This window comes from Coleofasciculus sp. B1-GNL1-01 (genome assembly GCF_040220235.1).
In the GTDB taxonomy this organism is placed as follows: domain Bacteria; phylum Cyanobacteriota; class Cyanobacteriia; order Cyanobacteriales; family Coleofasciculaceae; genus Coleofasciculus.
On sequence record NZ_JAVJTO010000069.1, the window covers coordinates 1 to 25,983 of the forward strand.

20 protein-coding genes and 1 pseudogene are annotated in these 25,983 nt (G+C 45.7%); 12 read left to right on the forward strand and 9 right to left on the reverse strand.

The features are described from left to right. A partial coding sequence (gene iscB / locus RID53_RS16600; protein ID WP_446389144.1) for an RNA-guided endonuclease IscB occupies positions 1-793 on the forward strand: 793 nt, incomplete at its 5' end. Positions 794-1,144: 351 nt separating this feature from the next. Beyond that, positions 1,145-1,417 (forward strand): hypothetical protein, encoded by a 273-nt coding sequence (locus RID53_RS16605; RefSeq protein ID WP_446389145.1) that lies wholly within the window; start codon positions 1,145-1,147, stop codon positions 1,415-1,417. On the opposite strand, the gene RID53_RS16610 is transcribed toward RID53_RS16605, so the two are convergent. Both RID53_RS16610 and RID53_RS16615 read right to left on the reverse strand, forming a co-directional pair. Continuing rightward, entirely contained in the window at positions 1,401-2,270 is an 870-nt protein-coding gene (locus RID53_RS16610; RefSeq protein ID WP_446389146.1) for a sugar kinase, read from the reverse strand. The genes RID53_RS16605 and RID53_RS16610 overlap by 17 nt on opposite strands. 96 nt (positions 2,271-2,366) lie before the next feature. After that, complete coding sequence (locus RID53_RS16615) at positions 2,367-2,900, reverse strand: hypothetical protein (RefSeq protein WP_446389147.1); 534 nt, start codon at positions 2,898-2,900, stop codon at positions 2,367-2,369. Between the two features lie 335 nt (positions 2,901-3,235). Between RID53_RS16615 and RID53_RS16620 the strand changes: the two genes are divergently transcribed. Continuing rightward, positions 3,236-6,436, forward strand: coding sequence for a cyclic nucleotide-binding domain-containing protein (locus RID53_RS16620; protein WP_446389148.1), 3,201 nt, complete (start codon positions 3,236-3,238; stop codon positions 6,434-6,436). A gap of 89 nt (positions 6,437-6,525) precedes the next feature. Further along, on the forward strand, positions 6,526-7,878 hold the full coding sequence (locus RID53_RS16625) for an MFS transporter (protein WP_446389149.1): 1,353 nt from the start codon (positions 6,526-6,528) through the stop codon (positions 7,876-7,878). Positions 7,879-8,449: 571 nt separating this feature from the next. Here RID53_RS16625 and RID53_RS16630 read toward each other — a convergent pair. Then, positions 8,450-9,088: pseudogene (locus RID53_RS16630) on the reverse strand (IS1634 family transposase); the annotation flags it as partial. A 227-nt stretch (positions 9,089-9,315) separates the two neighbouring features. Here RID53_RS16630 and aroA point away from each other — a divergent pair. The 5 genes from aroA (at position 9,316) to RID53_RS16655 (ending at position 14,657) form a co-directional block, all read left to right on the forward strand. Then, positions 9,316-10,686, forward strand: a complete 1,371-nt coding sequence (gene aroA / locus RID53_RS16635) for a 3-phosphoshikimate 1-carboxyvinyltransferase (protein WP_446389150.1) — start codon at positions 9,316-9,318, stop codon at positions 10,684-10,686. A 138-nt stretch (positions 10,687-10,824) separates the two neighbouring features. Continuing rightward, positions 10,825-12,138 carry a calcium-binding protein gene (locus RID53_RS16640; RefSeq protein ID WP_446389151.1) on the forward strand — a complete coding sequence of 438 codons (1,314 nt, stop codon included), beginning with the start codon at positions 10,825-10,827 and terminating at the stop codon, positions 12,136-12,138. A gap of 205 nt (positions 12,139-12,343) precedes the next feature. Continuing rightward, positions 12,344-12,622 carry a hypothetical protein gene (locus tag RID53_RS16645; protein WP_446389152.1) on the forward strand — a complete coding sequence of 93 codons (279 nt, stop codon included), beginning with the start codon at positions 12,344-12,346 and terminating at the stop codon, positions 12,620-12,622. Positions 12,623-12,776: 154 nt separating this feature from the next. Next, a complete protein-coding gene (locus RID53_RS16650) occupies positions 12,777-13,949 on the forward strand; it encodes an RRXRR domain-containing protein (protein WP_446389153.1) in 1,173 nt (390 codons plus the stop codon). Positions 13,950-14,081: 132 nt separating this feature from the next. Further along, the gene (locus RID53_RS16655) at positions 14,082-14,657 is read left to right on the forward strand and encodes a hypothetical protein (protein ID WP_006098180.1); all 576 of its coding nucleotides are present in this window, start codon (positions 14,082-14,084) and stop codon (positions 14,655-14,657) included. A 184-nt stretch (positions 14,658-14,841) separates the two neighbouring features. On the opposite strand, the gene RID53_RS16660 is transcribed toward RID53_RS16655, so the two are convergent. The 5 genes from RID53_RS16660 to RID53_RS16680 form a co-directional block, all read right to left on the reverse strand. Continuing rightward, on the reverse strand, positions 14,842-17,706 hold the full coding sequence (locus RID53_RS16660; protein ID WP_446389154.1) for a GAF domain-containing protein: 2,865 nt from the start codon (positions 17,704-17,706) through the stop codon (positions 14,842-14,844). 333 nt (positions 17,707-18,039) lie between these two features. After that, positions 18,040-18,984: a glutathione S-transferase family protein gene (locus RID53_RS16665; protein ID WP_446389155.1), complete on the reverse strand. Its 945-nt coding sequence runs from the start codon at positions 18,982-18,984 to the stop codon at positions 18,040-18,042. 441 nt (positions 18,985-19,425) lie between these two features. Continuing rightward, positions 19,426-19,719 (reverse strand): Asp-tRNA(Asn)/Glu-tRNA(Gln) amidotransferase subunit GatC, encoded by a 294-nt coding sequence (gatC, locus tag RID53_RS16670; RefSeq protein ID WP_446389156.1) that lies wholly within the window; start codon positions 19,717-19,719, stop codon positions 19,426-19,428. A 138-nt stretch (positions 19,720-19,857) separates the two neighbouring features. Continuing rightward, complete coding sequence (locus RID53_RS16675) at positions 19,858-20,379, reverse strand: photosystem I assembly protein Ycf3 (protein ID WP_446389157.1); 522 nt, start codon at positions 20,377-20,379, stop codon at positions 19,858-19,860. A gap of 66 nt (positions 20,380-20,445) precedes the next feature. Further along, complete coding sequence (locus tag RID53_RS16680) at positions 20,446-21,279, reverse strand: pentapeptide repeat-containing protein (RefSeq protein ID WP_446389158.1); 834 nt, start codon at positions 21,277-21,279, stop codon at positions 20,446-20,448. Between the two features lie 395 nt (positions 21,280-21,674). Here RID53_RS16680 and RID53_RS16685 point away from each other — a divergent pair, with 395 nt between their 5' ends. After that, positions 21,675-22,313, forward strand: a complete 639-nt coding sequence (locus RID53_RS16685; RefSeq protein ID WP_446389159.1) for a type I restriction endonuclease subunit R — start codon at positions 21,675-21,677, stop codon at positions 22,311-22,313. Between the two features lie 162 nt (positions 22,314-22,475). Here RID53_RS16685 and RID53_RS16690 read toward each other — a convergent pair whose 3' ends face one another. Continuing rightward, positions 22,476-23,117, reverse strand: coding sequence for a hypothetical protein (locus tag RID53_RS16690; protein ID WP_044204270.1), 642 nt, complete (start codon positions 23,115-23,117; stop codon positions 22,476-22,478). 322 nt (positions 23,118-23,439) lie between these two features. On the opposite strand from RID53_RS16690, the gene RID53_RS16695 reads away from it, so the two are divergent. Further along, the gene (locus RID53_RS16695; protein WP_446389160.1) at positions 23,440-24,378 is read left to right on the forward strand and encodes a type II secretion system F family protein; all 939 of its coding nucleotides are present in this window, start codon (positions 23,440-23,442) and stop codon (positions 24,376-24,378) included. 165 nt (positions 24,379-24,543) lie between these two features. Continuing rightward, the gene (locus tag RID53_RS16700) at positions 24,544-25,836 is read left to right on the forward strand and encodes an AAA family ATPase (RefSeq protein ID WP_446389161.1); all 1,293 of its coding nucleotides are present in this window, start codon (positions 24,544-24,546) and stop codon (positions 25,834-25,836) included. Positions 25,837-25,983: the final 147 nt, after the last annotated feature.

The following is a 25,983-nucleotide window of genomic DNA, read 5'->3' on the forward strand; positions in this document are numbered from 1 at the left end:
GCATAAGCAAAACCCTGAGATTAGCGGGATAGAGTACCAAAGAGGTGAACTGTTCGGTTTTGAGGTCAAAGAGTATTTACTCGCCAAATGGAACAGAAAATGTGCTTACTGTGGCATTGAAAATGTACCTTTTGAGATTGAGCATATCCTCGCCAAAAGCAAGGGAGGTTCAAATAGAGTCAGTAATCTTTGCCTGAGTTGCCATTCCTGTAACCAAGATAAAGGGAACAAACCTATTGAGGAGTTTTTGAAGAAAAAGCCTGAAGTTCTTAAACGGGTTCTAGCTCAAGCAAAAGCACCCCTTAAGGATGCCACTGCCGTTAATGCTACTCGCTGGGAACTTTACAGAAGACTTCAATCAACTGGTTTACCTGTAGAGTTAGGTTCTGCGGGTTTGACAAAGTTTAACCGTCAAACCAGAGGAATTGAGAAAACTCACGCTTTCGATGCAGCTTGTGTTGGTGCTTCAACGCCTGAAAAACTTCTTCTCAAAGGAATTAAACCTTTAATTGTTAAAGCCAAGGGTCATGGAAAAAGACAGCGCTGCGGTACTGATTGTTACGGATTTCCTATTCGTCATGCCCCGCGAGAGAAGTTTTTCTTATGTTTACAGACTGGGGACTTGGTGAAAGCTGATGTCAAAATTGGAAAGTATGCAGGAGTTTACACGGGTCGAATCGCTATTCGATTCAAGCCAAGTTTCAAACTAACAACAGGAGGTAAGAGTTTCGACGTGCATCCGAAGTATTTGAAGACTATTCATAAGGCTGACGGCTATGCATACACATCCTGATTCTCACTAAGATACATATCTTAGAAAATTAAAAATGGTTGCCTCACCCGTGGAGACGTTTCTTAATGTTAAGGAACGTCTCTTAATTTATAGGTTCCTGTTGCCAGTCAACCCGGATTTAGTCTTACAGTTTCCCTTGAAAAGTTTGTGATCTATCTCACTCAATTAAACTAATTTTAATCACAAAGTTATAGAGTTTTGGTTACACTAAAATCTGAACGTAGTCACGTTACTAAGGAGACTTGAATTACCTTAATATTTGACGCTTATCACTAATCATATAAAATGTCAATCACTTTAAAACGAGAGCAACTATCTCATAGTAGAAGGGTTGAATTTAGGCGGAGTAACATGAAACTTCAAGTCCAACTTATACCGGGTGCGATCGCGGATTTATTTGCTCAAGTCAGTTGTTCGGGCAAAATTACGCTGGCTGATAGATATGGACTCATGGCAGCCATGTTAGAAGACTCGATCACACAGGAAGAGAGAGAGTCCATTGATAGACTACTACGTGCGTTTCGTAAGGGACGAATGCAAATCGTTAATGAGATTTCAGCACAGCCTTATTGTTCTTGTTCAGAGTCACCTTTAACCATCCCTAACTTCACGCTGAACCATTAGATGCCATCCACTGGCGAGTGCCAAAAAATTGACAAGAGTGGGCAGCAACGTTTGCGGAAGCGGCTAGGGCGTCAGTAAAGGTATGCTTAAGGATAGAGTGACAGAATGCCCCATGAAAAACATCACCAGCTCCCAATGTATCAACCGCATCAATAGAAGGTACTGATAATTGACCCGATGTTCCACTAGAGAAATACTCAATTGGCTTTTCCCCATGGGTAATTGCAATGTGGGGAATTCCAGCAGCGCGAAGATAAGCGATCGCGTCTTGGTGAGTATCACAATCTGGGGGATAAAAATTCGCCGAGCATAAGGCATAATCGACAAAGGGCAAAAGATTTTCTAATCCAGGTTTCCAACTCCCTCCATCCAGGACAACTGGTATCTGACGGGATTTTGCCGATTGCGCGATCGCATGACTCACGTCCATTTGATGACCATCTATCATCACAATCGTAATATCTTGGTCAATATGCGGCGGTACTTGCTCAATCCCTGCTTGAATCTTCGCCGCATTAATCGAAACCACCGCGCGATCGCCCGTCTCTTGAGTAACAATAATTGAAGAGATGGGTGGGGGATTGGTGGCTGTCGGATCTAAATCAGCCAGCGTTACCCCCTGATCTTGCAAATCGGAACGGATCAGGGGTGTAATCGGGTGAGTTCCCACCACCCCTAAGATTGTCGCGCGATCGCCTAAATAACTAAACGTAACCGCCGCGTTTGTCGCTGGACCCCCAGCCGCCACGGTATAGTCAGAAGCGGCAATTTTTTCATTTTGACCGGGTAGCTTAGGGCTAAGGTAAACCAGATCTAATGTTACCATGCCAACAAAAAGCCCATTGTTTGCCATTGACTATCTTTTGAGAACTATCGGGTAACCCGATAATCATAAGGCTTGACTCGATATCGCATCAATCTGATCTTCCTCATCTTCCTAATTTCCCATTCAAGGAATTCGTTGTACAGGTAAACCCGCAGGTCCCACACCCTCAAATATCAAAACCTCACAAGAGGGTAGCCCTGGAGTCGTATAATCACAAGTATAGGTAGCTAAGAGTTCGGCTCGGTCATTGAATACTCTGACATTGTAGTTATAGTCTCTAGCAACCGTTCCGAAATGATTAATAAAGCTGTATCGTTCTAAATAGTTGAGCAGTGTCCACGGTTGACGGCTAACCACCAAATCAACCCGTTGTTTATCTTGGTAAGCGAGCCAGTTCACGAGCAGTTTACCACCAAATTCATCAAACTGCTCTTCTGCCCACCAAAGGCTAGGAATTGTAATGTTTTCCTGGGATATTGTATTGGCTGTAACTATGTTGGGGGGTAGGATAGTATCGGGTTCTAAGAATTCTGTTTCTAGAGGAACTAAGGATGGTATTGGTACAGAATTGCGTTGAGCCGTTGCTGTTGGTGTAATGAACAGCAGTGAAGAAATCCCTATGAAGCAAATTTTAAATAGCCCTAATTGACTGAACATAGCTTTGACACTATTCACAGAACCCTATATTTGTAGTTACGCTGTCTTCGCTAGAAACTTAAGTCGAATGCCACTGACTTAAGGCTGGTGGGCTCTTGCGAAGTCGAAACCCACCCTACGGTATATCAAAGGTTTCAGCGATTCCCTAATGCTTTTGACACTCACCTGCGTTTTAACCGGGTGATTCTTGAGCTGATTCTGCCTCTGGTTATCCGCTTCAACAATTGAATTGGGTAAGCAGCGTTTGTTTCCTCAATTATGTTACGTTATGTAAAACTAGATCAAATCCTGACGAGACTTAACTGGATAATGCAATACTCTTAACCCGAACGCCCATGCTAAGTCAACTGATTGAGCAACGTTTAGGTCTTTCGATTTGGAAGGTACAACGGCTGGCTCATTTATTATTTCTGGGGGTGACGATTCTCACCTATAACATTTTGGCGATGACGATCGCGAATTCGCTGTTTCTGAGTCATGCGGGTTCGGAAAATCTGCCCCTGTTTTATGTGCTGATTGGGTTGGTCTCGATGCCCGCTTATGCGGTGTTTTCCCAAGTGGTTGACCGGTTTAGTCGTCCCCAGCTTTTCCGCTATATGCTGGTCTTTGCGATCGCTATGGCGCTGGGTATGCGATTGTTGATTACTCTGGATGCGTTATGGGTCTATTATCTCATCTTTATCGCGATTTTCTTCCAATGGGATTTGTATAACAATATCTTATTGCCCAACCTATTGATGGATTATTTTACGGCGTTGGAGTACAAGCGCTATGCGCCATTTATGGGGATGGCTCAGGCGGTGGGTATCCTGTTGGGCGGCGGTTTGACCAGTTTGCTGTCCCAGTTTTTCACCACGGAAGATATGCTGCTGAGTTTACCATTTGTCTGTGCGGTGGCGATCGCGCAACTGATTTATCTAGAACGATCTCAACGGCGCATCGAGACAAATCGGAGTCAAACCCCGGTGAACTTAGTTGAAGCGTTAAGGACGTTTCCCGATTTAGTCAAGCGCTACCCAATTATCCTATTTTTGGCAAGTAGTAGCTTTCTGTTAGTGATTATCTATATCACGTCAGAATTTGAATATTTAAGCATTTATGCCCAAACCTTCACCAATGACCGAGAATTAACCAGCTTTCTGGGATTGCTGAGAGTGGCGAATAGTATCCTACAGATGGTGATTCTCTACTGTTTCACTCGCCCTCTGTTGCAACGATTAGGGGTGGGGCGGATGAATTTGGTTTATCCGGTGACAACGTTAGCCAGTTTACTGGGACTCGCGTTTAACTTTAATTTAAAAGCGGCAATCGCAGCGAATGTGAATAGTGATGGATTGTATAAAGGGATTAACTTACCCGTCCATCAATTAAACTATAATGCGGTTCCCCCAGAATTTATGGGGCGAGTGCGATCGCTCAGTGATGGCTTATTTTATGCGATCGGGTTGACGTTAGCGGGTGGGCTGTTGTGGATTGTTCAATCCTTTCTCAGCCTAGAGCAGATTATCTGGATTGCTATCAGTTTAACGGTGCTATTGCTGGTGGTGCGCTTGTTTATGGGCAATAGCTATGTCCAATGCTTAGAAGTCATGTTACGCTCCGATGCGGTGAATCTGGATGAAATTGGTGAGGGATTGATGCAATTACCGCCTCAATCCAGTCCGATGATTCGTGATTTGCTCAACAGTGATGAACAGTACACGCAAATTAAAGGACTAGAATTAGCCGCAGGTTTGGGACAACCGAGCCAATTTTTCTCAGATGTGCAGCCCCTGTTACCGGAAACTGATCCGGGTATCCGGCGCGGGATTGTCAAGCTGTTTAGCCATAAATCGGATTTAGACACCATCCATCAGTTTGAACGGCTGTTAGACGCCCCAAATCCCCAGGTGCGAGCCACGGCGTTAGAGGTGTTAATTGCCAATCAGCAGCCCTTGGAAGAGGAGCAACTCCGCTCTCGCTTGGGGGATATCAGTCAGGAAGTCAGTCTATTAGCCTCAGTCGCAGCGACTCAAATGGGGGTGATTAATAATCCCCAAATTAAAACCACCTGCGAACAGTTATGGCAATCGGATTTAGAGAGTACCACAGGACAGGCAATTGTGCGGGTGGTGTCTTGTAGTGGTAATCCGGAATTAATTCCGCCCCTAACGCGAATTCTTGCCCATGCTACCCCAGAGGTGAAACGGGGGGGCTTAGAAACCTTGGCAACCTTGGCGCATCCGGGGGATTGGGAATTGGCGGAATTGGCTGTCTCGGAATTAGAACATCCCGATCCCTGGGTACGGGCGGCGGCGTTTAATTTGTTGGGGATTACGCGCTGTAAAGGGATGTTGCGCCATGTGGCAATTGGTTTAGGTGATCATCATCCCCAAGTGCGTCGCTGTGCGGCGGTGGCGCTGGCGATGTATGGGGAACCGGGATTGACGTTAGCCCAAGATAGTTTATCCTCGTCTAATCCAGATATTGTCAATGCGGCGATCGCGGCAATTGGTCAAGTGCGGACGAAACAGGCGAGTGATATCCTGTTTGAGTATCTGAGTCCGGATTTTCAGCAGGTGACCCACAGCCGCCAATGGCAACAACAGATTCCCCAAACTAATCCCAGTTGGCAACCTCTGGCAATTGCGATCGCGGATTATCATCAACGGCTGATTCAGCGGGTTCTCTATATTCTCTCCTGTCTGGGTCATTCCCGTACTGTCAATGTGGTGCAACGGCTGCTCTATTCCACGGATTCTAGGGATTTAGCCAATGCAGTTGAAACCTTGGCGTCGTTGAGTCATCGCCGCTTTGTGCTTCCTCTGATGCCTGTTTTGGAACAATTGATTAGTGGGGATCAGCCGGGAACCAGGATTCGCGCCAATGCCCAGTGGATGCGAACCAAGGGATATCAGCTACTCCTCGAAGCCCTAGAATCGCGCGATCGCTGGATTAAGATTGGTGCGTTGATTGCTTTAGCTGGAGTACCTTCTGCTTTAATGAAAGATCCAGACCCTTTAGTTAAAGCCGTAGTCCAGCAAATTTTCCAGCCCCTTGATCAGCAGCCGTCACTCAAGAATTTCTTTATGAGTCGTCTACTCTTACTCAAAAATGTTGCTCTGTTCAAAAATTTATCCCTCGATGAACTGCTTCTGATCGACCAAGCCCTAGAACAAGAGTATGTTCTGGCGGGTGAAACCATTTATACTGAAGGGAGTTGGGGCAACCACTTCTATATTATTGGGGAAGGAAGTGTCCGCTTGGTCAAGGATATGGACGAGGTGCAATGTGATCTGAAATACTTATCAGCAGGGCAGCATTTTGGGGAGGTGACGTTATTTGATAATGCGCCGCACTGGGATGGTGCGATCGCGGTGAAGGATTGTACGTTGCTCAAGTTAGAGAAAAACCGTTTTATTAGTTTGATCACCCAACGTCCTCATATTGTATTAGAAATTTGTCGATTTTTGAGCCAGCGCCTGCGAGAAACCGATAAGTATCGGCTGGCTAGAAAATTACCCTCATCATTCGAGGTTCCTGTAGAAAGCCGATAATGATCAACGGCGATCGGGCTATGCAGGGTGATGAACCCGAACAGGTAATGATGAGCGATCGCCGATTGTCGTCAGACAACTGATTTGTCATGAAAAAACAACCGTTAAATTTTTGGCAGCTCTGGAATATGAGCGTTGGATTCTTCGGCATTCAATTTGGCTGGGGACTCCAAATGGCAAATATGAGCGCCATTTTCGAGTATCTGGGTGCCAATGCCCATCAAATCCCGATTCTCTGGTTAGCCGCCCCCCTGACGGGGTTAATCGTGCAGCCGATTATTGGCAATATGAGCGATAATACCTGGGGACCTCTGGGTAGGCGACGACCGTATTTTTTAGTTGGGGCAATTTTGAGTACCTTGGCGCTGATTGCCATGCCTCATTCATCGGCATTGTGGATGGCAGCCGGATTACTCTGGATTCTAGATACCTCCGTCAACATTAGCATGGAGCCGTTTCGGGCGTTTGTCGGGGATTTAGTACCGAGAAACCAACGGACGATGGGATTTGCCATGCAGAGTCTGTTTATTGGCTTAGGCGCGGTGAGTGCGTCAGCATTACCCTGGATTTTAAATAACGTCTTTCATATTCCCTCTCTCAGTAGCAATGAAGGAGCAATTCCCTTAACGGTAAAACTCTCGTTTTACATTGGTGCTGCCTTTTTCTTTGGTACTGTACTGTGGACGGTTCTTTCCACAGAAGAATATCCACCGAAAAACCTAGAAGCCTTTGAGAAGCAACAAAAGAAAAAAGGCGGTGTAATTAACAGTATTCGTGAAGCCTGGATCGCGCTGCAAGAGATACCCCCGGTGATGAAACAATTAGCGTGGGTGCAATGCTTTACCTGGTTAGGCATGTTCTGTTTCTTCCTATACTTTCCCCCCGCCGTCGCCTGGAATATTTTTGGGGCGACAAACCAGCAATCATTACTTTATAACGACGGGATTGAATGGGCAGGAATTTGCATTGCTTTCTATAATGCGGTGTGTTTTGGTGTCTCTCTGTTATTACCGAGAATGGCACAAATAACCAATCGCCAAATCACCCATAGTTTTTGTCTCCTCTGCGGGGGTGCAGGGTTTATGTCACTCATGGTGATTGACAATCAATATTGGCTATTCCTATCGATGGTAGGCGTTGGTATTGCTTGGGCAAGTATTTTGACTCTGCCCTATTCGATGTTAATTGGCGGTTTACCCCCCAAGCGCACGGGCATTTTCATGGGCATTTTTAACTTCTTTATTGTCCTACCTCAGATTGCCGTATCCCTGGGATTTGGTTGGGTGATGGATAACTTTCTGGATAATAATCGCCTTTTCGCAGTAGTGATTGGCGGTGTATTTATGGTGATTGCGGCATTTTTGACGCAACGGGTAGAAACAATTCCCGCACAAGATTTACCGAAACCAGAGGTGCAGTTGTCAGAAGAAACCGCCGTTTAACCGTAGGGGCTTGGTTTCCAAGCCCTAGAACAGATATACCGTAGGGTGCGTTAGCGTAGCGTAACGCACCATTGCCACTAAATCCCCCTTAAAAAGGGGGACTTTGATCTACTTACTGTACTTTATTCTGAAGTTCCCCTTTGACAAATCGCTACACCGTATGCCTATCCAGACTTAGGGCGATTTGACTTTGAAATTCACTGGGTACCAATCAGGCTCACGCCCAACAAATCTAAAGCCTTCCTTTGTACCGGAGTAGGTTCTGTTACCTTGTCAAAGTCAAAATTTACACCCTACATTCCGCAGATCCTGACGGACAGCATTAGGAAGGAATAAAAATTTTACTCCGACAAAATCAACCAGTCCAACAATTATTGCGTTTCTGTTGCTTTTTTATCCATTTTTAGACAAACATGGAGTATTAATGATGGAAGTTTATCAACTTACGTTTAGAAAATAATTTCATGGATAAAACTTGGATATTTTTTCAGCAGAATGACCACGAAAACAATTTTAATTTCCGCGAATAACTTCGGATTATGACCAAATATTATTATTTGTATACTCTGATTCATCCATCTTCAACAATTAAATAGTATTTCCGGCAATATTTTCCTAAATGTTTCAATATGTTTTGACGTTCTGACGTTAAATTGCTCACGTATTGCTCTCCGGCTACAGTCACTAAATGCACAGCTTGAAACATCTGAAATATCCATTTCATTGTTGGTCTTTCTGTTAATTTTTTGACCTGATTTTTCACGCCCTCATTAGCAGCGGCTAATTCTTGCCTCAATTTTCTTTGGGCGAGGTTATACACTAACAAACACAGTCCCATTATCATGGCTATCGCTTCCACCCTCTGGGGATTTTTAACAAATACACTCGATGTAAAAAACAACGGGTCTTTAAGAAATCTAAATCCTCTTTCATTACTTTGTTGTCCTTTATATTCTTCTAATATCTCCTGATTACTTACCTCAGTTTCGTCTAATATATTCGTCGCTAAAATAAATCTGCCTGCTTTAATTTTTTCGGCTTCGATGACGGATTCTGTCCTTTCAACTTGACCGCTAACTTGATAAAAATTTTTCTCGCTATTTTCCTCAGGCTGCTTGACTCGTTTTTCTCGACATTCAACTTCTTTTATTTGGTGATATTTCCATGAATTGGAAAGTGTTTTTATCGCTTTCTCTGCGTCGTCTTTACAGGGGTTCTTCGGGTTTAAACAGTTGATAAACGGGTTTCCAAAATTTTGAGTTAGTCATTCGTCATTCGTCATTCGTCATTCGTCAAGTCGGGGCGGGTTTAGTTAAATCTGGGTGTAACCCAAAAGATAATAGTGAAACCAGCCCCTACACAATCTCCTCTATCTCCCCCTCACCCCATCATCTTTGATACAATTTTATGTCGCCCCTGTTAAACTCCTCCATACCTATGCCTGTTACGGTTGTCACCCTGAAGCAAATCGAAACTCAACTGGATTTAATTATCACTCGTCCACCTTCGGGATTGTTCCTGAAAGGGAATCTCCAGGTTCCCGGTGATAAGTCTATCTCCCACCGCGCTTTGATGTTGGGGGCGATCGCGCAAGGGGAAACCCGCATTCAGGGACTCCTGCTGGGCGATGATCCGCGCAGTACCGCCCGTTGTTTCCAAGGGATGGGGGCGACTATCTCGGAACTCAACGCCGACGAGGTTATCGTTCAGGGCGTGGGTGTGGGAGAATTGCAAGAACCCCTAGATGTTTTAAATGCGGGCAACTCTGGGACGACTCTACGGCTGATGCTGGGACTTTTAGCCTCTCACCCTGAACGCTTTTTTACGGTAACGGGGGATCATTCCTTGCGATCGCGCCCTATGTCTCGTGTGGTTCATCCCCTACAACAAATGGGGGCGCAAATCTGGGGGCGTCAGCAGGGTTCATTAGCGCCCCTAGCAATTCAAGGACAACAGCTTAAGCCGATTCATTACCATTCCCCGATCGCCTCCGCCCAAGTTAAATCCTGTATCCTATTAGCGGGGTTAATGGCTGAAGGAGAGACAACGGTAACAGAACCCGCCCTGTCTCGTGACCACAGTGAACGAATGCTTCAGGCATTTGGGGCTAAAATCACCGTTGACCCAGACAGCCACAGTGCTACAGTCACCGGTCCAGCCCAACTCCAGGGACAAACGGTAATTGTTCCCGGTGATATTAGTTCCGCCGCCTTTTGGTTAGTGGCTGGGGCGATTGTCCCGGATTCTGACTTAGTAATTGAAAATATCGGTGTTAATCCCACCCGCACAGGAATTTTAGACGCATTGGCGATGATGAATGCGGATATTCAGTTGGAGAATCAACGGGTAGTGGCGGGAGAACCCGTGGCTGATATCCGGGTTCGCTATAGTCGTCTCAACGCCTGTGAAATTTCTGGGGCGTTAATTCCCCGTCTAATTGATGAAATTCCCATTTTGGCAGTTGCGGCGGTTTTCGCCCAAGGTACCACCGTGATTCGCGACGCCGCCGAACTTCGGGTCAAAGAAAGCGATCGCCTCGCGGTAATGGCGTCTCAATTAAACCGGATGGGCGCAAAAATTACAGAACTCCCCGATGGATTAGAAATCACTGGAAACACGCCGCTAACAGGTACAGAGGTTGACAGTCATAGCGATCATCGGATTACCATGAGTCTTGCGATCGCCGCCCTCAACGCCCAAGGAATCACCACCATCCACGGCGCTGAAGCCGCCACCATTTCCTATCCGGACTTTACCATCACATTACAACGCCTCTGCAATAGGGGCAGTGCGGAGCAACGTGTTTAAATCTTGGTACAGATTAAGCCAGTGAACCGAGGTTTTTATTAAATTTAATTAACTTCGCATTTACTAATTTTTTAGCTCTGATAGACTCTGACAAAGTTAAATTTCTGATTGAGCAATCCATTTAACCAGGAAAACGCTATGACATCTAAGTTTCAGCCTCGGATTTCTCGACGCTCCGCTAACTATCTCCGGAACTTAAGATCGGCTTTCCAGAAAGGTAAACCCCTTTCGATGAGAGAACTCAAAGCAGTGGAGGCTGAAATGCTTTCATTAGCGCCCCAAGCATTTTCCTTAAATTTAATCATTGGCACGCCTAATGATGATGTTGCTATCGTTGGCACCAATGACCCTGATCAAATTTTCGCCCTCGACGGCAATGATGGCATCTTTAGTCTTGATGGCGACGATACAGTCTTTGGCGGCGGTGGCGTTGACATCATTATTGGTGGTGGTGGCAATGACGTACTCAATGGAGAGGATGGCGCTGATGTTATTTTCGGTGACTCTCAACTCTTTGGCATCGGCGGGAATGACCTAATCAATGGTGGCGATGGCGCTGATGTTATTTTCGGTGAAGCTGGCAATGACACTATCAATGGTGGCGCTGGCGCTGACAACATCAATGGTAATGATGGAGATGATCTACTCCAAGGTAACAATGGCGCTGATGTTGTCTTTGGTGGCAATGGTGATGACATCCTCACGGGTGGTGCTGGCGCTGACCGACTTTTTGGTGATGATGGGAATGATATCGTTCAGGGTAACGCTGGCGCTGATGTTCTCAATGGCGGCTTCGGTAATGATACACTCCTGGGCGGAGCTGACGATGATTCATTTTTTTCGGGTTCTGGCAATGATCAAGTCTTTGGCGGAAGCGGTAATGATCGTGCTGACGGTGAAGCTGGGGATGATATCCTCAATGGCGACAGTGGCAACGATACTCTCTTTGGTAGCCTAGGGAATGACACTCTCAATGGCGGAAATGACGAAGATATACTCGTTGCTGGGGTTGGCAGTGACTCTATCGATGGCGGCGCTGGAAATGATGTGCTGATTGGCGTTGACCCCTTTGTCCCAGCATTTGGATTTGGTGGTACGTTCATTAACCCGTTGGCTCCCTTTGAGCGGGATACTCTCACTGGCGGTCAAGGACAGGATACATTTGTCCTGGGTGACGATGGCACTGTAGTCGGTATCGATCGGGGAGAGCCGGAACTCTACTACGTTGGTGGTGGTAATGCTGACTTTGCCTTGATTACTGACTTTACTTTCGGTCAAGACACAATCCAACTGGCTTCGGATACCTTGTTTAATGATCTGGAGTTTGGTTTCTCTAGTGGTTCCCTCCCGCCAGGGCTGACGATTTCGTTCCAAGGCGACCTAATTGCGATTATTCAAGCCTCCATTTCACTTTCTGCCCTGAACAACCCTGTACACTTCGTTAACGCCTAGAAAACGAAGCGGTTGGAAACGCTGAGCTTGACGGTTACGGAAGACCCCAGAGAGACAATACCTCTCAACTAAGTTCTCAGACACTTCCCAGACTCTCATCCTCGGTTTCCGTAGGCTTGAACGTCCCATCCTAGCTCCTGACTAGGGTGGGACTTGGTTATGGCAGGACAGATTCTCTTCAATTCATTGACACTATACTGGTTTTGTGGCTGAGAGTCAGATGGCAGATGAAATTCCCTATTCTCACGTTGACCAAATCGGTGGTCTAGCAGGTAAGCTGAAGGCAGTCCCAGAATGGGCTGAGCTGGAGTTAGTCAACGTCTCCAACATTCATCAGTCAGGTGGGAGAACAAGATCACCAATTTTTTGGCGGAGGCGCTATATTGTTAACTCTTGCATCTTACGCCACTATCCGTTTCAACAACCCCGACTTAGCTATCGCTTGAAGTCGGGGATTGCCGGACAAACGGCAATTAAACGTTGAATACCGCACCATCGTCTAAACCTGGCACAGACTTCCGAATGCTTCCCTAGTTCGGATTATCTCTAAGGCTTTTTGTTGAGTCGCTATTTAGTTAGGACATCTTGGCTTAGATGCGGGAAGGGACTAAAAACTCTCACTCGTGAGGATTATCTCCATGTTACGAGTACCAGTTCTATCAAAATCAGGCAAGCCCTTAATGCCAACCAAGCCTAGCCGTGCTAGACGTTGGGTGAAAGAAGGTAAAGCCAAAATCGCGCCTAACGACTTAGAGTGCTTTGCCATTCAGTTGACCTTTGAAACAGGAGAAAACACGCAACCTATAGCTGTGGGGATAGATCCAGGCAAGCATTACTCAGGTATCGGGGTTCAATCAAGCCTTGCTACTTTCTGGATGGCTCACCTAGTCTTACCGTTCAAAACAGTTAAAGAGCGGATGGAATTACGGCGAGTCATGCGTCGAGCAAGACGGGGAAGGCGGATTAATCGAAAACTACCTTACAACAAGCGTTGTCACCGTCAAAAGCGATTTGATAATCGCAAGCAAGGCAAACTACCTGCTTCAATTCGAGCTAACAAACAACTAGAATTACGGGTAGTCAAAGAATTATTTAAACTGTTCCCTGTTAGCGCCATTCACTATGAGTTAGTTATAGCTGATGTGGATAGAACCAGTGGTCGCAAGTCGGCTCAGTCTGGCGTTGGTTTTTCTCCAGTCATGGTAGGACAACGACAAATGCTTAAATGGCTATCTGAATTAGCTCCTGTTACAACACACCAAGGATGGCAAAGAAATGGCAACGGAACCAGTCAACTCAGGCAGTGGTTGAGACTAGGCAAAGACAAGAAAAACAAGGATCAACAGACACCAGCAACACACGCTGTTGATGGTGTAACTTTAGCGGCGTTTGAGTTTGTTCAATGGCGAGAATGGCACTCTAAGGGCACCAAACACGGTAACTGGCAAGGATTTGTTGAGATTACACCAGCGCCGTTTACAGTAATCCGTAGACCGCCCGTTAGTCGCAGACAATTACACCTGTGTGTTCCATCCAAAGGCAGCAAGCGACGCAAGTATGGCGGTACAGTTACTCGTCATAACTTTAGAAAAGGAGACAAGGTTATAGCCGAAAAAGCCGGAAAGACTTACACAGGTTGGTGTTCTGGAGACACCAAGACACAGGTTTCTGTTTCCGATGCCAATTGGAAACGATTAGGGCAGTTTACTGCCAAAAAAGTCCAGTTGTTGCAGCGAAGCACGGGGTTAATCGTCGTGCCTTCAACTGGATTGTCAAATCTCCCCTTCGGCTTCGCTCAGGGTGCGATTTGACCTCTATCCCTCTCCCTCTCCGACCTGCTTCGCTGAGGTCAGAGTCTCATGAGATTCACGATGAACTATACTTTGGCACAATTGGTCAAATAACTCCCCTAGAATAGTTTTTTTACCAAAAACGTTGGACTTATGCGCCCAAATAACCAGACATTGCGTCTACAACTGAACCACTACCGCTCCTATATTGCCATTTCCTGTGAGGATATGGAAGTTGGATTTTGTACGCCAGAATTTGCGGCGAAGATGGTGGAAATCTTTAATGAGTACGAACGACTCCACGAAGAAAATGAAATGTTAAACAAAGCCTTAAAATTAGCCTGTATCGACTTGCTTAAACAAGCTGGGATTAGCATGAATCATTTGGACAGGCGTATCCAAGACTATCTGGACAAAGCTAAACGTCCGGAACATGGAACTCGCGCGATCGCGTTCTTACTCAGAGAACGGCAGCAAGCTCTCGATATCAGTAATCGAGAATTTGTTCGGTTTTGTGCCTCTTACAAATTAGCACCGCAACAACTTAAAGATATTTTCCAAGGTAAAGATATTCCGGATAGCCAGCTTAAGTCATTATCCCGAATCTTAGGAAAATCCGTGGAAGAGTTAATTGAAGTACGGGATGGCTTTAGTGATAGCGAACTGAATCGATTGGCACGCATCTTGGGAACGTCCAATGAAGATTTGGCTCAGGTATTTAGCAGTTAAAAATTGTTCATGGGTTCCTCAAAATTATATCCTTGAGCGAAGCCAAGGATCGGTCAGGGCGGGTTTGGCACTAACATTACCAATAGCGACCAGAAAATCCCTAAACCCGCCCCTACAAATCAGGTTCCCCGAAGGTGATGAAGGGTCAAAACAGAGGTGTCATGGTATGTCTGTTTAAACTGACTTAACGCATGATACCGGGAAGTACAACACCCACTTGATTGTTAAAAATTTCCATGTCCCGTTGATCATTTTCATCAAAACTGGCTTTAAAATACTCAGGAACTTGGGGCCACTGGGATGGATCATATTCCGTCGTATCATCAGTGTGACGTTTATTCACGAGTTGGGTAACAGCTAAGAGTTCACCATCACAACTTAAAACAGGCATACATAACAGACTGCATGTCCGATAATGGGTTTTGGCGTCTGTTCTGCGGGCGATATCAGAATCGGGATGTTCGTAGAGGTCAAAGGGAATGTTTAAAGGTTGACCGGTTTGGGCAACTTTTCCAGCAAATCCCTCTCCTAAAGGTACTCGTGTTTCCATTAAAGAACCATCGGCTTGGGGAATTTTTGTCCATAATTCCTGAGTTGAGTAATCAATTAACCAAAGGGTGGTGCGATCCGCATGGGTCAGTTGTTTGGCGGCTTGCATCACCGTTTGGATGACTTCTTCCGCATTTCCGCCGCTACTGCTACTGACTAAACTAATCGCTTGATAGAGGGGATCGATCGCCTTGCGTTGTTCCTGAAGATTGCGGATTTCCCGGTGAAACGCTTGAAAGCCTTGCAGAATGGGTAATGTGGATGCCATGCGTTCATGCAGTTTCTGGGCATCGGCTTGAGTAAAGCCATTGATTTCGATGGTTTCGGATAACGTTCCCCCCGATTCATAGGTAAAGAGGAATTTGTTAAATGACCGAATAATGGCAATCACTTTCCCTTTGGAGTCTACAACCGGGAATAACAACATGTTTTCCACAGCGTTGATCGCGTCAGGTTCTAACCCCATATGGACTAACAGATCATTCAGTTTACTAGGGTTTTTGCTGGCTTTGACTGAACGCGATTCGACCATTTTACTGGCGATTCCTAGAGTGGCGGACACCCGAATTTCTTGAGCATTTAGGGTTCTGGAATTCCAGACTAATGACCAAAAGATGCTTTGTTCGGCATCCAGGAGGAAAATTGTGGTCTGTTCTGCGCCCAAGAGTTTGTTAATCGAGTTGGTGACAAAGCTCAACGTATAATACAGGGCATTGTAGAGCGCTTCATCACTCTGATCGGCAACGGAATTACTGAGAATTGCCAGGGTGTTATAAACGGATTCTTTTGGCTCAATTTGAGCAAGCTGTTTTAACGTTTCATGAGTCTTAACGAATTGCAGGATAACACCCACTCGTTCGTTAAAGACTTGCATGGATTGGCGGTCATTTTTATCAAAACTCGCTTTAAAGTAGCTGGGAACATGGGGCCACTCGTCTCGGTTATACTCTGGATGATCCCCAGGTTTGCGCTTGTTGATTAGTTGGGTAACACCCAATAACTCCCCATCTGGACTAACGACGGGCATACAGAGGAGGCTACAGGTGCGGTAGCGGGTTTGTTCATCGGTTTTCTTGGCATTTTCCGCACTGGGATGATCGTAGAGATCGAAGGGGATAATCATCGGTTGGCGGGTTAGCGCCACTTGACCCGCAAAGCCAACCCCAACATCACAGCGAACCTCTCCTTTCCCTGGAAGTTCCGTCCACAAGTCGCCGCGATCGCGATCCACTAACCACAAGGTACTGCGATCGGCGTTCAGCAGCTTCTTGGCGGTATTCATCACCCGTTGCAAAATCGCCTTAGTATCTAAATTAATCTGATCGAGTGATCGCGTAGCTTCGGCTAAGGCGGCTGTCGCCCGCAGCTTCTTCATTACCTTGTAACAGGATTGGCAACTTTCCAGAATCCGCCGCACCGGAACCACGCATTTTGCCAACCGCTCTAAGTCTAGAGTGGTGAATCCTTTGGGTCGTTTGTCGGATTGCTCATCAGTGGGTAACTTATTCAATAACTGAATGACCGCAATCACCTCTTTGTTTTCACTTAAGATCGGAAATGCCAAGATGTTTTCGGTGCGGTAATTATATTTTTTGTCAAATTCCTTAACCAGCGCGGCGCGGGGATCTTCATAAACGTTGTCAGGAATATGGATTACCTTTTTATCCTGAGCCACATGACCCGCAATCCCTTCCCCGACGCGCACTTGAATATCTAGGAATTCACCTTCTTCATTCTCCGCCACCAATGACCAGAGTTCTGTCTTCTCGTCATTGAGTAAGAAAATGGTGGCGCGATCCGCACCCAGTAATTCGCCGACTTTAGAGGTAACATCGCGCAGCACCTCATAAAGGGCTTGCGCCGAACCTTCATCCTCGGATTCTGTATCGGCTTTGGATAAGATTTCCACCTGGGAAACCAGGAGTTTGCGTTCTAATTCGGCTAAGGCTTTGAGAAATTCCGAGTCGCCTGGTTCTAAATCAGCTTGGATGGTTTTTAAAGCCTTATTGACCCACTCTTGGTTAAATACCGATTCATAGATGCGATTGTGAATCCTAACTTTTCCTTGATGCTTGAGGATTAACCCCATCATCCGCAGTTCCTTCTGTTCGGAACTGTCATTGGCGATCGCTTCTCCCTGTTGCAAGATTCGCTGATACACCTGCAACAGCTTCAGACTGCGGTGTTTGCGTCTGAGTAAGCGATCGCGGATCGTCTGCAAATGCATCAGTTCCGGTTGTTCTTCCCAATTCTCAATCCAGTGCGATCGCACCAGGTTTTCCACCCATTCGGCTTCCGTTCCTTTCGAGGGTGCATCCGGTGCTTGGGCAATTAAGCGACAGAGTTGCTGGGTGAGGAATGGTTGTCCCCCTGTCCATTTCAACACCTCAACCAGCAATCGTTTATAGTTTTGTGATTTAGCTTTTAATCCTCTGGCAATTTGTAATCCGCTACTCGCGCTTTCTGGATAATGGGACTGTTCAGATAAATTTGAAATCATAGTGCAACCTGGTGTAAACGCCTTGGCAGCTTGCCTTCTCTTGCTAGTCGGGTGGTGATTAGGGTTCAGGAGCTGTGATCAATCTCTATGGACTATCTCAGATGCTACCTTACCGATGGCTCAAATTAGACTCTACCGATCTCAAGATCCTTGTATAAATAATATTGACAATAATACTAAATTATGGTTGCTTCTGAATAGACTTTACTCTATTGGTGGGAATTTAAGGAGCCGGGGGAGTTAGTTCAAAACTTGGTCAGGGCGGGTTTTGTACAAACGTTATCATCAACAGCGAACAGAAAATCCCTAAACCCGCCCCTACACAGTCAAAATTCACCCCGCCACCCAATCAATCACAGGACCTTTGGGTACAATGCGAGTGGGATTAATGTGGGGATGACTCTTGTAATAATGGTGCTTGATCTGGTCAAGGTTGCAGGTATCGCTAACGCCCGGTTGCTGATAGAGATCTTTGAGATACGTTCCCAGATGGGGATAATCACTAATTCTACGTAAGTTGCACTTAAAATGCACGTAGTAAACGGGGTCAAAGCGAAACAGGGTAGTGAACATACACCAATCAGCTTCCGTGATGCGATCGCCACACAGATAAGCTTGCTGGGATAGAACCCCTTCCCAGTAGTCTAGTGCTTCAAAAAGTTCGGTTACCGCCTCCTCATAAGCCGTCTGAGTCGTGGCGAACCCAGCGCGGTAGACACCATTGTTGATTGGTTGGTAAATTCTGTCAATCGCGCGATCGATCTCATCTTGCAGATGATCGGGATAGAAGCTAACGTGAGATTTCGCGATCGCCTCAAACTCCCTATCGAACATGCGGATAATTTCACGGGATTCATTATTGGCGATCGTATTCTTTTGTTTATCCCAAAGCACAGGGACTGTTACTCGTCCCGTACAGTTCGGGTCAGCTTTTAGATAAACCTCTCGCAGATAACGAGCGCCATGAACCGTATCCGGGATACAACCGGGAGCATCGGAAAATTCCCATCCATCTTCATCCATAAACGGGTCAACAATGGACAAGCTAATCGCCTCCTCTAACCCCTTCAACTTCCGCATAATCAGCGTGCGGTGCGCCCAAGGACAAGCCAGAGAGACATAGAGATGGTAGCGTCCCGACTCAGCTTTAAACCCTGTAGAGCCGTCCGCACTCACCCAGTTACGAAATTTGGTCGGATTTCGCTTAAATCGTCCCTGAGGATCTTGCTGGTAAGGTTCCTTCGTCCATTGTCCATTCACCAGCATTCCGGTTGCCATATTTTCTTCCTAGTCCCAATGCATTTGTTTGTTCATTATCCCAATTTTCGGTTTTTCAATTCTCTATTTCATCATTTTCTTTATATTCTTAAAAAAAATTAATCTTTATTAGTCCCTGGTAACCCGCGTCGGTAGGATAAGTAGTCGGACACAAGAAAACAGCACGCCTACTATAGCAACCCCCATAGCGGTTAGGACACATCATTTATGTAGAGACGCGCCATGGCGCGTCTCTACAATGGTGCCTTACATTACAAAGGACGTAGCTTGCTTCTCGCGGGCGCGAGCGAGTATGACGAATGACGTAGCTTGCTTCTCGCGATAGCGAGTTCCCCACCGTTAACTTTAATTGTACCCACCTACTTAGTGCTTTTGTCCTCCTTCGTCCTTGGTGATTCTCAGAGAACCCGAAATGACCAAAGACAAAGGACAAATTCAGTGTTATTCTTCTGTACTCAGGATTTGCGGCACTTTAAAAAAGTCCCCATCTTGGTCAGGAGATTCTGCCAATAAAGCATCCCGCTCCGGATACCGTTGAAGTTGGTCAGGTCGGGTCACATTACTAACATCAATAGCTCGGGTCGTTGGCGGAACATTTTCTGTGTCCAATTCACTAAGCTGTTGAAAGTATTCCAAAATGCTATTAAGCTGCGGCAAAAATTGCTCTTCTTCTTCAGGAGTCAACTCCAAACGCGCCAGATTAGCGACTTTGCGAACTTGTTCTAGGTCAATCATGGTTGTTGATTGTTATTTTGTGATTATTCCCTAGTCAATGACAAATGACAAATGACAAATGACAAATGACAAATGACAAATGACAAATGACAAATGACAAATGACAAATGACAAATGACAAATGACAAATGACGATCACTAAAAATAGATATCAATAGCTGAACGTCCGCTAGTTTTTAACCAGTTTTGGGCTTCCAAGTAGTTATTTGGAGCCAGACGAATCGCTCGTTTCCAATAGTCGGCGGCTTGATCAAACAACTTTTCTGCGGCTTCATCATTTCCCGCTTCCTTCTCCTTCTCCGCTTGAAAATGGTAAATGACAGCAATATTATTCAGCGCTTGGGGGAGACGGGGATTAGAGTCGAGGGCTTTCTGGTAATACTCCAATGCTGTCTCATGTTCACCATTGCTGGTGTAAATTAACCCCATATTGTACAGAATCAGGCTGCGGTCATAGGAATCTTCTTCTAACTCCAACGCTTGCTTGTAATTATCCAACGCTTCGGCATATTCGCCATCTCCCTGAGCCGACATCCCATCTCGGTAATAGACGAACGCTTCTTTCGCTCTCTTATTGGTTGGCAAAACCTTAAGAATGAGATCTGCCATTACCGTGAAGGTTTTGTCAACAAAGTTATCGTTACGCTGTGTTCGTGGCATAGTAGGTTCCCAATTATCCCGGCTGTCAATTATCGTAACTCAACTCACCCTCATCTTCCCCATCTATCAATGAATCGTCCCATCCGGCAAAATTGTCCCTTGGAGACTAGCACCGTCTAAGCTCAAATCCTCTAAATTTGCCCCAGTCAGATTAGCTTTATCCAAATGAGCGCCTTCCAATCTAGCACCTTTGAGATTAGCGGCTTGGAGATTTGCGCCTGTCAGATTCGTCCATCTTAAATCTGTTCCGTCTAAATCAGCCGCACCCAGATTTGCCCCAAACAGATAAGCACCACCCAAATGAGCCTGACTCAGGTTCACTCTTTCCAAGTCAGCTTGGTAGAGGTAAGCACCAATCAATTCGGCTTCATGAAGATTAGCATCGGTAAGGTTAGCCCGGTTAAGATGGGCATGAATCAGGCTGGCGTCACTGAGGTTACTGCGTCTCAAATTAGCTTCATTGAGCATTGCGCCTTTCAGGTTTGCCTCTCTAAAGTCAGTGCCAATTAAATTAGCATGACTCAGATTAACGTTCATCAGCTTAGCGCCTCTGAGATCAGCCCCGATTAAGTTAGCATGGCTTAAATCAGCATAGCTGAGTTCCGCTTGCATCAGATGAGCGCTGACTAAGGAGGCTTCGATGAGATTCGCGTCAATCATACAAGCCAGACTCAGATAAGCAAGGCTCAGGTTTGCTTTTGTCAGATTTGCCGTGATTAAATTAGCGGATTCTAACTGCGCCCCTTTCAGGTTAACGTGCTTCAGGTTAGCGCCTCTGAGGTTAGCGCCTTCTAGGTTAGCCTCACTCAAATCAGGCTCTATGGTGTGATGTCGATTTCTCCATTTAATCCAGCCCACTGCACCTTGTTGAAGTAATTTCAGATGCTCTAAATTTGCCATTCGCGTCTCCCGCTTTACCGTTCACTCTTGTCTATTGCTAATTTCTATATGAAAATTTCCTGTCTGATGCGGAACCTTTTGTGCTTTCCCTGACATGCTCCCTCTACATTTTCGTGTATGTCCTCGACTGAGGAACCGCTCTCTCTTAAATTTTTAAACATTCACCTCACCTATTGTTCAATGGAAAGGGGCAGATGGCAAGATGGCGGATACTGTTTCAGTTCGACAACGCGGGTGATTAGACAGCTATGGCGATTGAAATCGCTGCTACACAAACAAAGTCCGCCTACGCGGACTAAACTATAATAGGGGTAAAAAACTCTGATTTAGGATTATTATTGATCAAGGGAGGTTTACAGTTACAAGATAAATAGATTTTAAAGAGTTTAATTAATATGACTCAATCTCTAGCTATTTCTCAAGCCATTACTAATATGGCTCAACTTCAGGAGCGGTTTACACTGAACCCAGCCGACAGTGATCTCTTTTTTCCGGAGTGGCATGATAATTTACCAGAGTTAACCGAAACAGAACGAGCATTTCTAGATAAGATTAAACGCCGCTTTGTGCGCCATCGAATGCAGGGGGAGTTGGCGGAAGCAACAGTCAATATGCTGATTGTTGCTCACCTGTTGGAGTTGGCAGGGTTGGATGATGAACCGTTTTTAATCACTAATGAGTATTCCGTAGACGTTGTGCTAGAGGAACGAGATGAAAAGCTACGGGGTCGGATTGATACATTAGTGTTTCAACGGCAGTTTTGGAGTGCGGTAATAGAATCAAAGAAGTCGATTTCCTTTGAAGCCGGAATTCCTCAAGCGTTGGCTTATATGATGACAACTCCTCAAAGTGATAAACCGCTTTATGGGATGATCACCGATGGAGGGTTGTATATGTTTATTAAGCTGGTGAACCGAGACCCAGCTATCTATGATTTTTCTGATGTCTTCTCCCTGTTGTTATTGCGACAGAATAAGCTTTATGATGTGCTACAGGTATTAAAGCGATTGGCAAGTGTTCTGCAAGAGAGTTAAACAAATTTCTTGGGGGAAATCCGGTTGAATTTTTTCTGCCTTTGCTCCCTCTGCTCCCCCAGCTCCCTCTGCTTCCCCAGCTCCCTCTGCTCCCCCAGCTCCCTCTGCTCCCCCAGCTCCCTCTGCTCCCCCAGCTCCCTCTGCTCCCCCAGCTCCCCTACTTTACTCCTTCCCACCAGCGCCGGGATGTTCTCGCCCAGGAACGCTCTCCAGTGCTGTCAGCGCCGCCTGCGAACCTGCCAAAATATCTCGTTCTTCACCGCCCAAGTAGAGGCGTCCAAAACTGCCTACTGCCGAAATTTGCAAGATATTAATTAAGGCGGCTTTCTCGGCTTCATTAGCGGCTAAAGCAGCATAAGCGGCTGGTGCGACTTCTAAAACATACAAAGTTTGTCCTGCCAAAATCATCTGTCCCCGTCTGGTGCGATTAATCAGTTGAGTTTGGTGGGGGTCAATATTGCGAATAATTTGGCTAGAGACAACTCGCGGTTTAAGACGTTCTCGTTCACCGACGCCTAGGGCGGCTAAAATCGCTTTTCCCGCCGCCCTGGTTTCGCCTTGTTTATTCGCATGGACTTCCAGAACCCCATAGAGTCGTTCCACCATCTGCACGGCGGGACGTACAGAGGTCGATTTGAGCGCCACATCGGTAATCCGGTTAATTTCGATACCGGGTGAGATTTCAATCCATAGCGACGTATCCCCAGGTAATGGCAAGAACCCTAGCGCCACAGTCCCCATATATGCCGCATGCTGCGGCTGTAAGCTATCTATATAGACGTAGGATCGCAATTCTATAGCCAAGGTTATTTCTCCGTAGATTGGGGGTCATAAGGCTGGAATAAGCAACATTTGAGTTTACCTGAAAACGTTAGCGATCGCGATTTTTCCTGGAAAGTCGCTAAACCTAGTCTAAGAAGGCAGAAATAACTGAACAGCACTATCTCCCCCAGCTTCCCCAGCTTCATCGTATCTACGAAGCTGCTCAAGTATTTCCAAGGGCGCTGCACTAGGGAGAGGTTCGCTCCAGGGGTGTGGGAAGGGGTCTGATATCAAATCCGGTTAAACTAATCTCACTAAAAGCGGACTGGATTATAAAGGGGGTAGTAAACCTAGATCAGGACAAATGACAAATCGCCAAAATGCTAAAATCTTCTCCCAGCTTGCTAAATTACTCAATTCGGGTATAAATCTACAGCAAAGCTTAACCCTGGTGGGAAATGATTTAAACCCAGCCGTTAAACGCTATTTACAGAAAGTCAGTCTCGCTGTTGGTTCGGGTCAAGATTTCGCCACCGCCTTAACCTGTGAACGCCGTTATTTTAACCGTTGGACGATTAGCTTAATTCGTTTAGCTGAATATAGCGGTTCTCTACCCCAAACCTGTCAAATCCTCGCCGAAGACGCTGAAACGCAAGCGAGACAGGAACGATTATATGGGTCGGTAAAACGTTCAGCTATAGCGACAATTTGGGGATTTTTGGTGTTAACGGCGGCTATTTTTAACCCGAATGCAACAGGAATTATTAAACCAGAGTTTTGGTTAAGAGGGTTAGCGATCGCGCTGCTATTATGGGTGATGATCGTCCTATTGTCTCGCTTTTCTAGTCCCTTGTGGCTGCAACTGGTGAGACGGCTACCTATTTTCGGGCAAATTGTGCAGGCGCGATCGCTCATTTATCTGGCTAAGTTACGATTACCGTTAAGTTGTGGGGTTTCTATCCTCACCGCCTTGGATTTACTGCGAGACCATATCCCAGATAGGGTAATGAAAGGCAAACTCTCTTGGGCTAGACGGCGCGTTCGCATGGGTCAACCATTGAGTCAGAGTCTCCAGGGTAAATTACCCGCAACAGCGCTACAGATGATTAGCACGGGGGAAGAAAGCGGAAACTTGGATCAGACGCTGGAAACCTTAGCCCAACACTATGACAGCGAATTGGAACAACGACTGCGATCGCTACAGGTTAGTTTACGACTTTTAAGCCTGATGGTGATGGGCTGTTTGGTGGCGGTGGTGGGTGTGCGAGGGATATCTGTGCTGCTGGATTCTTTCCCGGAGTGAATGTTTTTAACGCAGAGGTTCGCAGAGGCTAGCGCAGAGGTACGCAGAGGGTTTCGGGGGATTGGCGGAAAGCGCGATCGCATCAGCTATTGTAGATTTCAGTTCTTGCACCATTGGCTTTGGTGGGAAAGATACTTATCCGACAAAAAACTAAATGAAGGGATTATGTATATTAATGAAATTGGAATGATTAATATCCGCTCAATTGAAAATTTATATTGGAAGATAGGTTTAGAGCAGTGTGCGGGATGGCACGTAGTTATTGGTGATAATGGTTCAGGTAAGTCAACTTTATTACGCGCTATTGCATTAGCTTTGTTTGGCCCGACTAATGCTATTGCACTTCGGCAAAATTGGAATGAGTGGTTAAACAAAAATGAAGACTATGGAGACAATGAAAATCCTGGGGAAATTTATGTCCATTTATTGTATGATAGCCGTTTTGACAAAATACCTGGAGGGGATAAATCGATTGGATTTCATGGTTTTCCTGTTTTGATTGAATTTATCAAGAGCAAAAATGATGTCAAAATAGACGATCTAGAAGTAGATGGGTATAATCCTAGACGAGGTTTATGGGGAAAAAGAGCTTGCTGGTTTTCGGCTGGCTTTGGTCCCTTTCGACGCTTCAGGGGTGGAAATAAAGATTATGACGAGCTTTTCTCCTCTAATCCAAAAGTAGCCGCACACTTATCGTTGTTTGGTGAAGATGTAGCTCTAACTGAATGTTTACAGTGGCTGCAAGAGTTACAATTCAAGAAACTGGAAGGTGATCCAGAAGGAAACCTGATTGATTCTGTGAAAGAGTTTGTGAATCAAAGTGAATTTTTGCCGCATCAAGCGCGTCTGGAACACGTTTCCTCTAAGGGGGTTGAATTTGTTGATGGCAATGGTTGTCGATTGCCAGTTGAGGAATTGAGTGATGGGTATCGCTCGATTTTAAGCCTAACCTTTGAACTGATTCGCCAACTTACTAGAGTTTACGGTTATGAATCTATTTTTGATTCCAATGACAAAACAAAAATTATTCCTCCTGGTGTTGTCCTCATCGATGAAATTGATGCTCACCTTCATCCTACTTGGCAACGGCGAGTCGGGATTTGGTTTCGAGAACATTTTCCCAATCTTCAATTTATTGTCACAACCCATAGTCCTCTAATCTGCCAAGCCGCAACCGTGGGAACAGTCTGGCGTTTACCTAAACCAGGTAGTAACGAATCAGGGGGTATGGTAACGGGAAAAGATTTAGATCGCTTACTGTATGGTAATGTCTTAGATGCGTATGGTACAGAAGCATTTGGTGCAGATGTGACGCGATCAGACGAATCAAAAAAGCGGTTAAAACGGTTGGCTGAGTTGAATCGGAAGGAACTGCGTGAACAACTCAGTGAAGATGAGCGAAATGAACAAGAAAAACTGCGGGCAATGATGCCAACTTCACCCCATAAAGTCTGCTAATAAGATGCTCATTGGATAGAAAAAACCTATAAAAATATAATTTATAGGAGCATGTTTTACGATAACATGAGCGTGGTACATCTAAATTGGATGAATGACGATCACATCCAAAAACCGTAGGGTCGCAAAGCTTTGCGCCCGATTCAA

What these genes read in the sequence shown, in the direction of transcription:
- aroA (WP_446389150.1), top strand. Translation starts at nt 9,316, where the DNA reads ATGCCTGTTACGGTTGTCACCCTGAAGCAAATCGAAACTCAACTGGAT.
- RID53_RS16650 (WP_446389153.1), top strand. Translation starts at nt 12,777, where the DNA reads ATGTTACGAGTACCAGTTCTATCAAAATCAGGCAAGCCCTTAATGCCA.
- RID53_RS16685 (WP_446389159.1), top strand. Translation starts at nt 21,675, where the DNA reads ATGACTCAATCTCTAGCTATTTCTCAAGCCATTACTAATATGGCTCAA.
- RID53_RS16700 (WP_446389161.1), top strand. Translation starts at nt 24,544, where the DNA reads ATGTATATTAATGAAATTGGAATGATTAATATCCGCTCAATTGAAAAT.
- gatC (WP_446389156.1), bottom strand. Translation starts at nt 19,719, where the DNA reads ATGATTGACCTAGAACAAGTTCGCAAAGTCGCTAATCTGGCGCGTTTG.
- RID53_RS16620 (WP_446389148.1), top strand. Translation starts at nt 3,236, where the DNA reads ATGCTAAGTCAACTGATTGAGCAACGTTTAGGTCTTTCGATTTGGAAG.
- RID53_RS16610 (WP_446389146.1), bottom strand. Translation starts at nt 2,270, where the DNA reads ATGGCAAACAATGGGCTTTTTGTTGGCATGGTAACATTAGATCTGGTT.
- RID53_RS16680 (WP_446389158.1), bottom strand. Translation starts at nt 21,279, where the DNA reads ATGGCAAATTTAGAGCATCTGAAATTACTTCAACAAGGTGCAGTGGGC.
- RID53_RS16640 (WP_446389151.1), top strand. Translation starts at nt 10,825, where the DNA reads ATGACATCTAAGTTTCAGCCTCGGATTTCTCGACGCTCCGCTAACTAT.
- RID53_RS16695 (WP_446389160.1), top strand. Translation starts at nt 23,440, where the DNA reads ATGACAAATCGCCAAAATGCTAAAATCTTCTCCCAGCTTGCTAAATTA.
- RID53_RS16665 (WP_446389155.1), bottom strand. Translation starts at nt 18,984, where the DNA reads ATGGCAACCGGAATGCTGGTGAATGGACAATGGACGAAGGAACCTTAC.
- RID53_RS16615 (WP_446389147.1), bottom strand. Translation starts at nt 2,900, where the DNA reads ATGTTCAGTCAATTAGGGCTATTTAAAATTTGCTTCATAGGGATTTCT.
- RID53_RS16605 (WP_446389145.1), top strand. Translation starts at nt 1,145, where the DNA reads ATGAAACTTCAAGTCCAACTTATACCGGGTGCGATCGCGGATTTATTT.
- RID53_RS16625 (WP_446389149.1), top strand. Translation starts at nt 6,526, where the DNA reads ATGAAAAAACAACCGTTAAATTTTTGGCAGCTCTGGAATATGAGCGTT.
- RID53_RS16660 (WP_446389154.1), bottom strand. Translation starts at nt 17,706, where the DNA reads ATGATTTCAAATTTATCTGAACAGTCCCATTATCCAGAAAGCGCGAGT.
- RID53_RS16655 (WP_006098180.1), top strand. Translation starts at nt 14,082, where the DNA reads ATGCGCCCAAATAACCAGACATTGCGTCTACAACTGAACCACTACCGC.
- RID53_RS16675 (WP_446389157.1), bottom strand. Translation starts at nt 20,379, where the DNA reads ATGCCACGAACACAGCGTAACGATAACTTTGTTGACAAAACCTTCACG.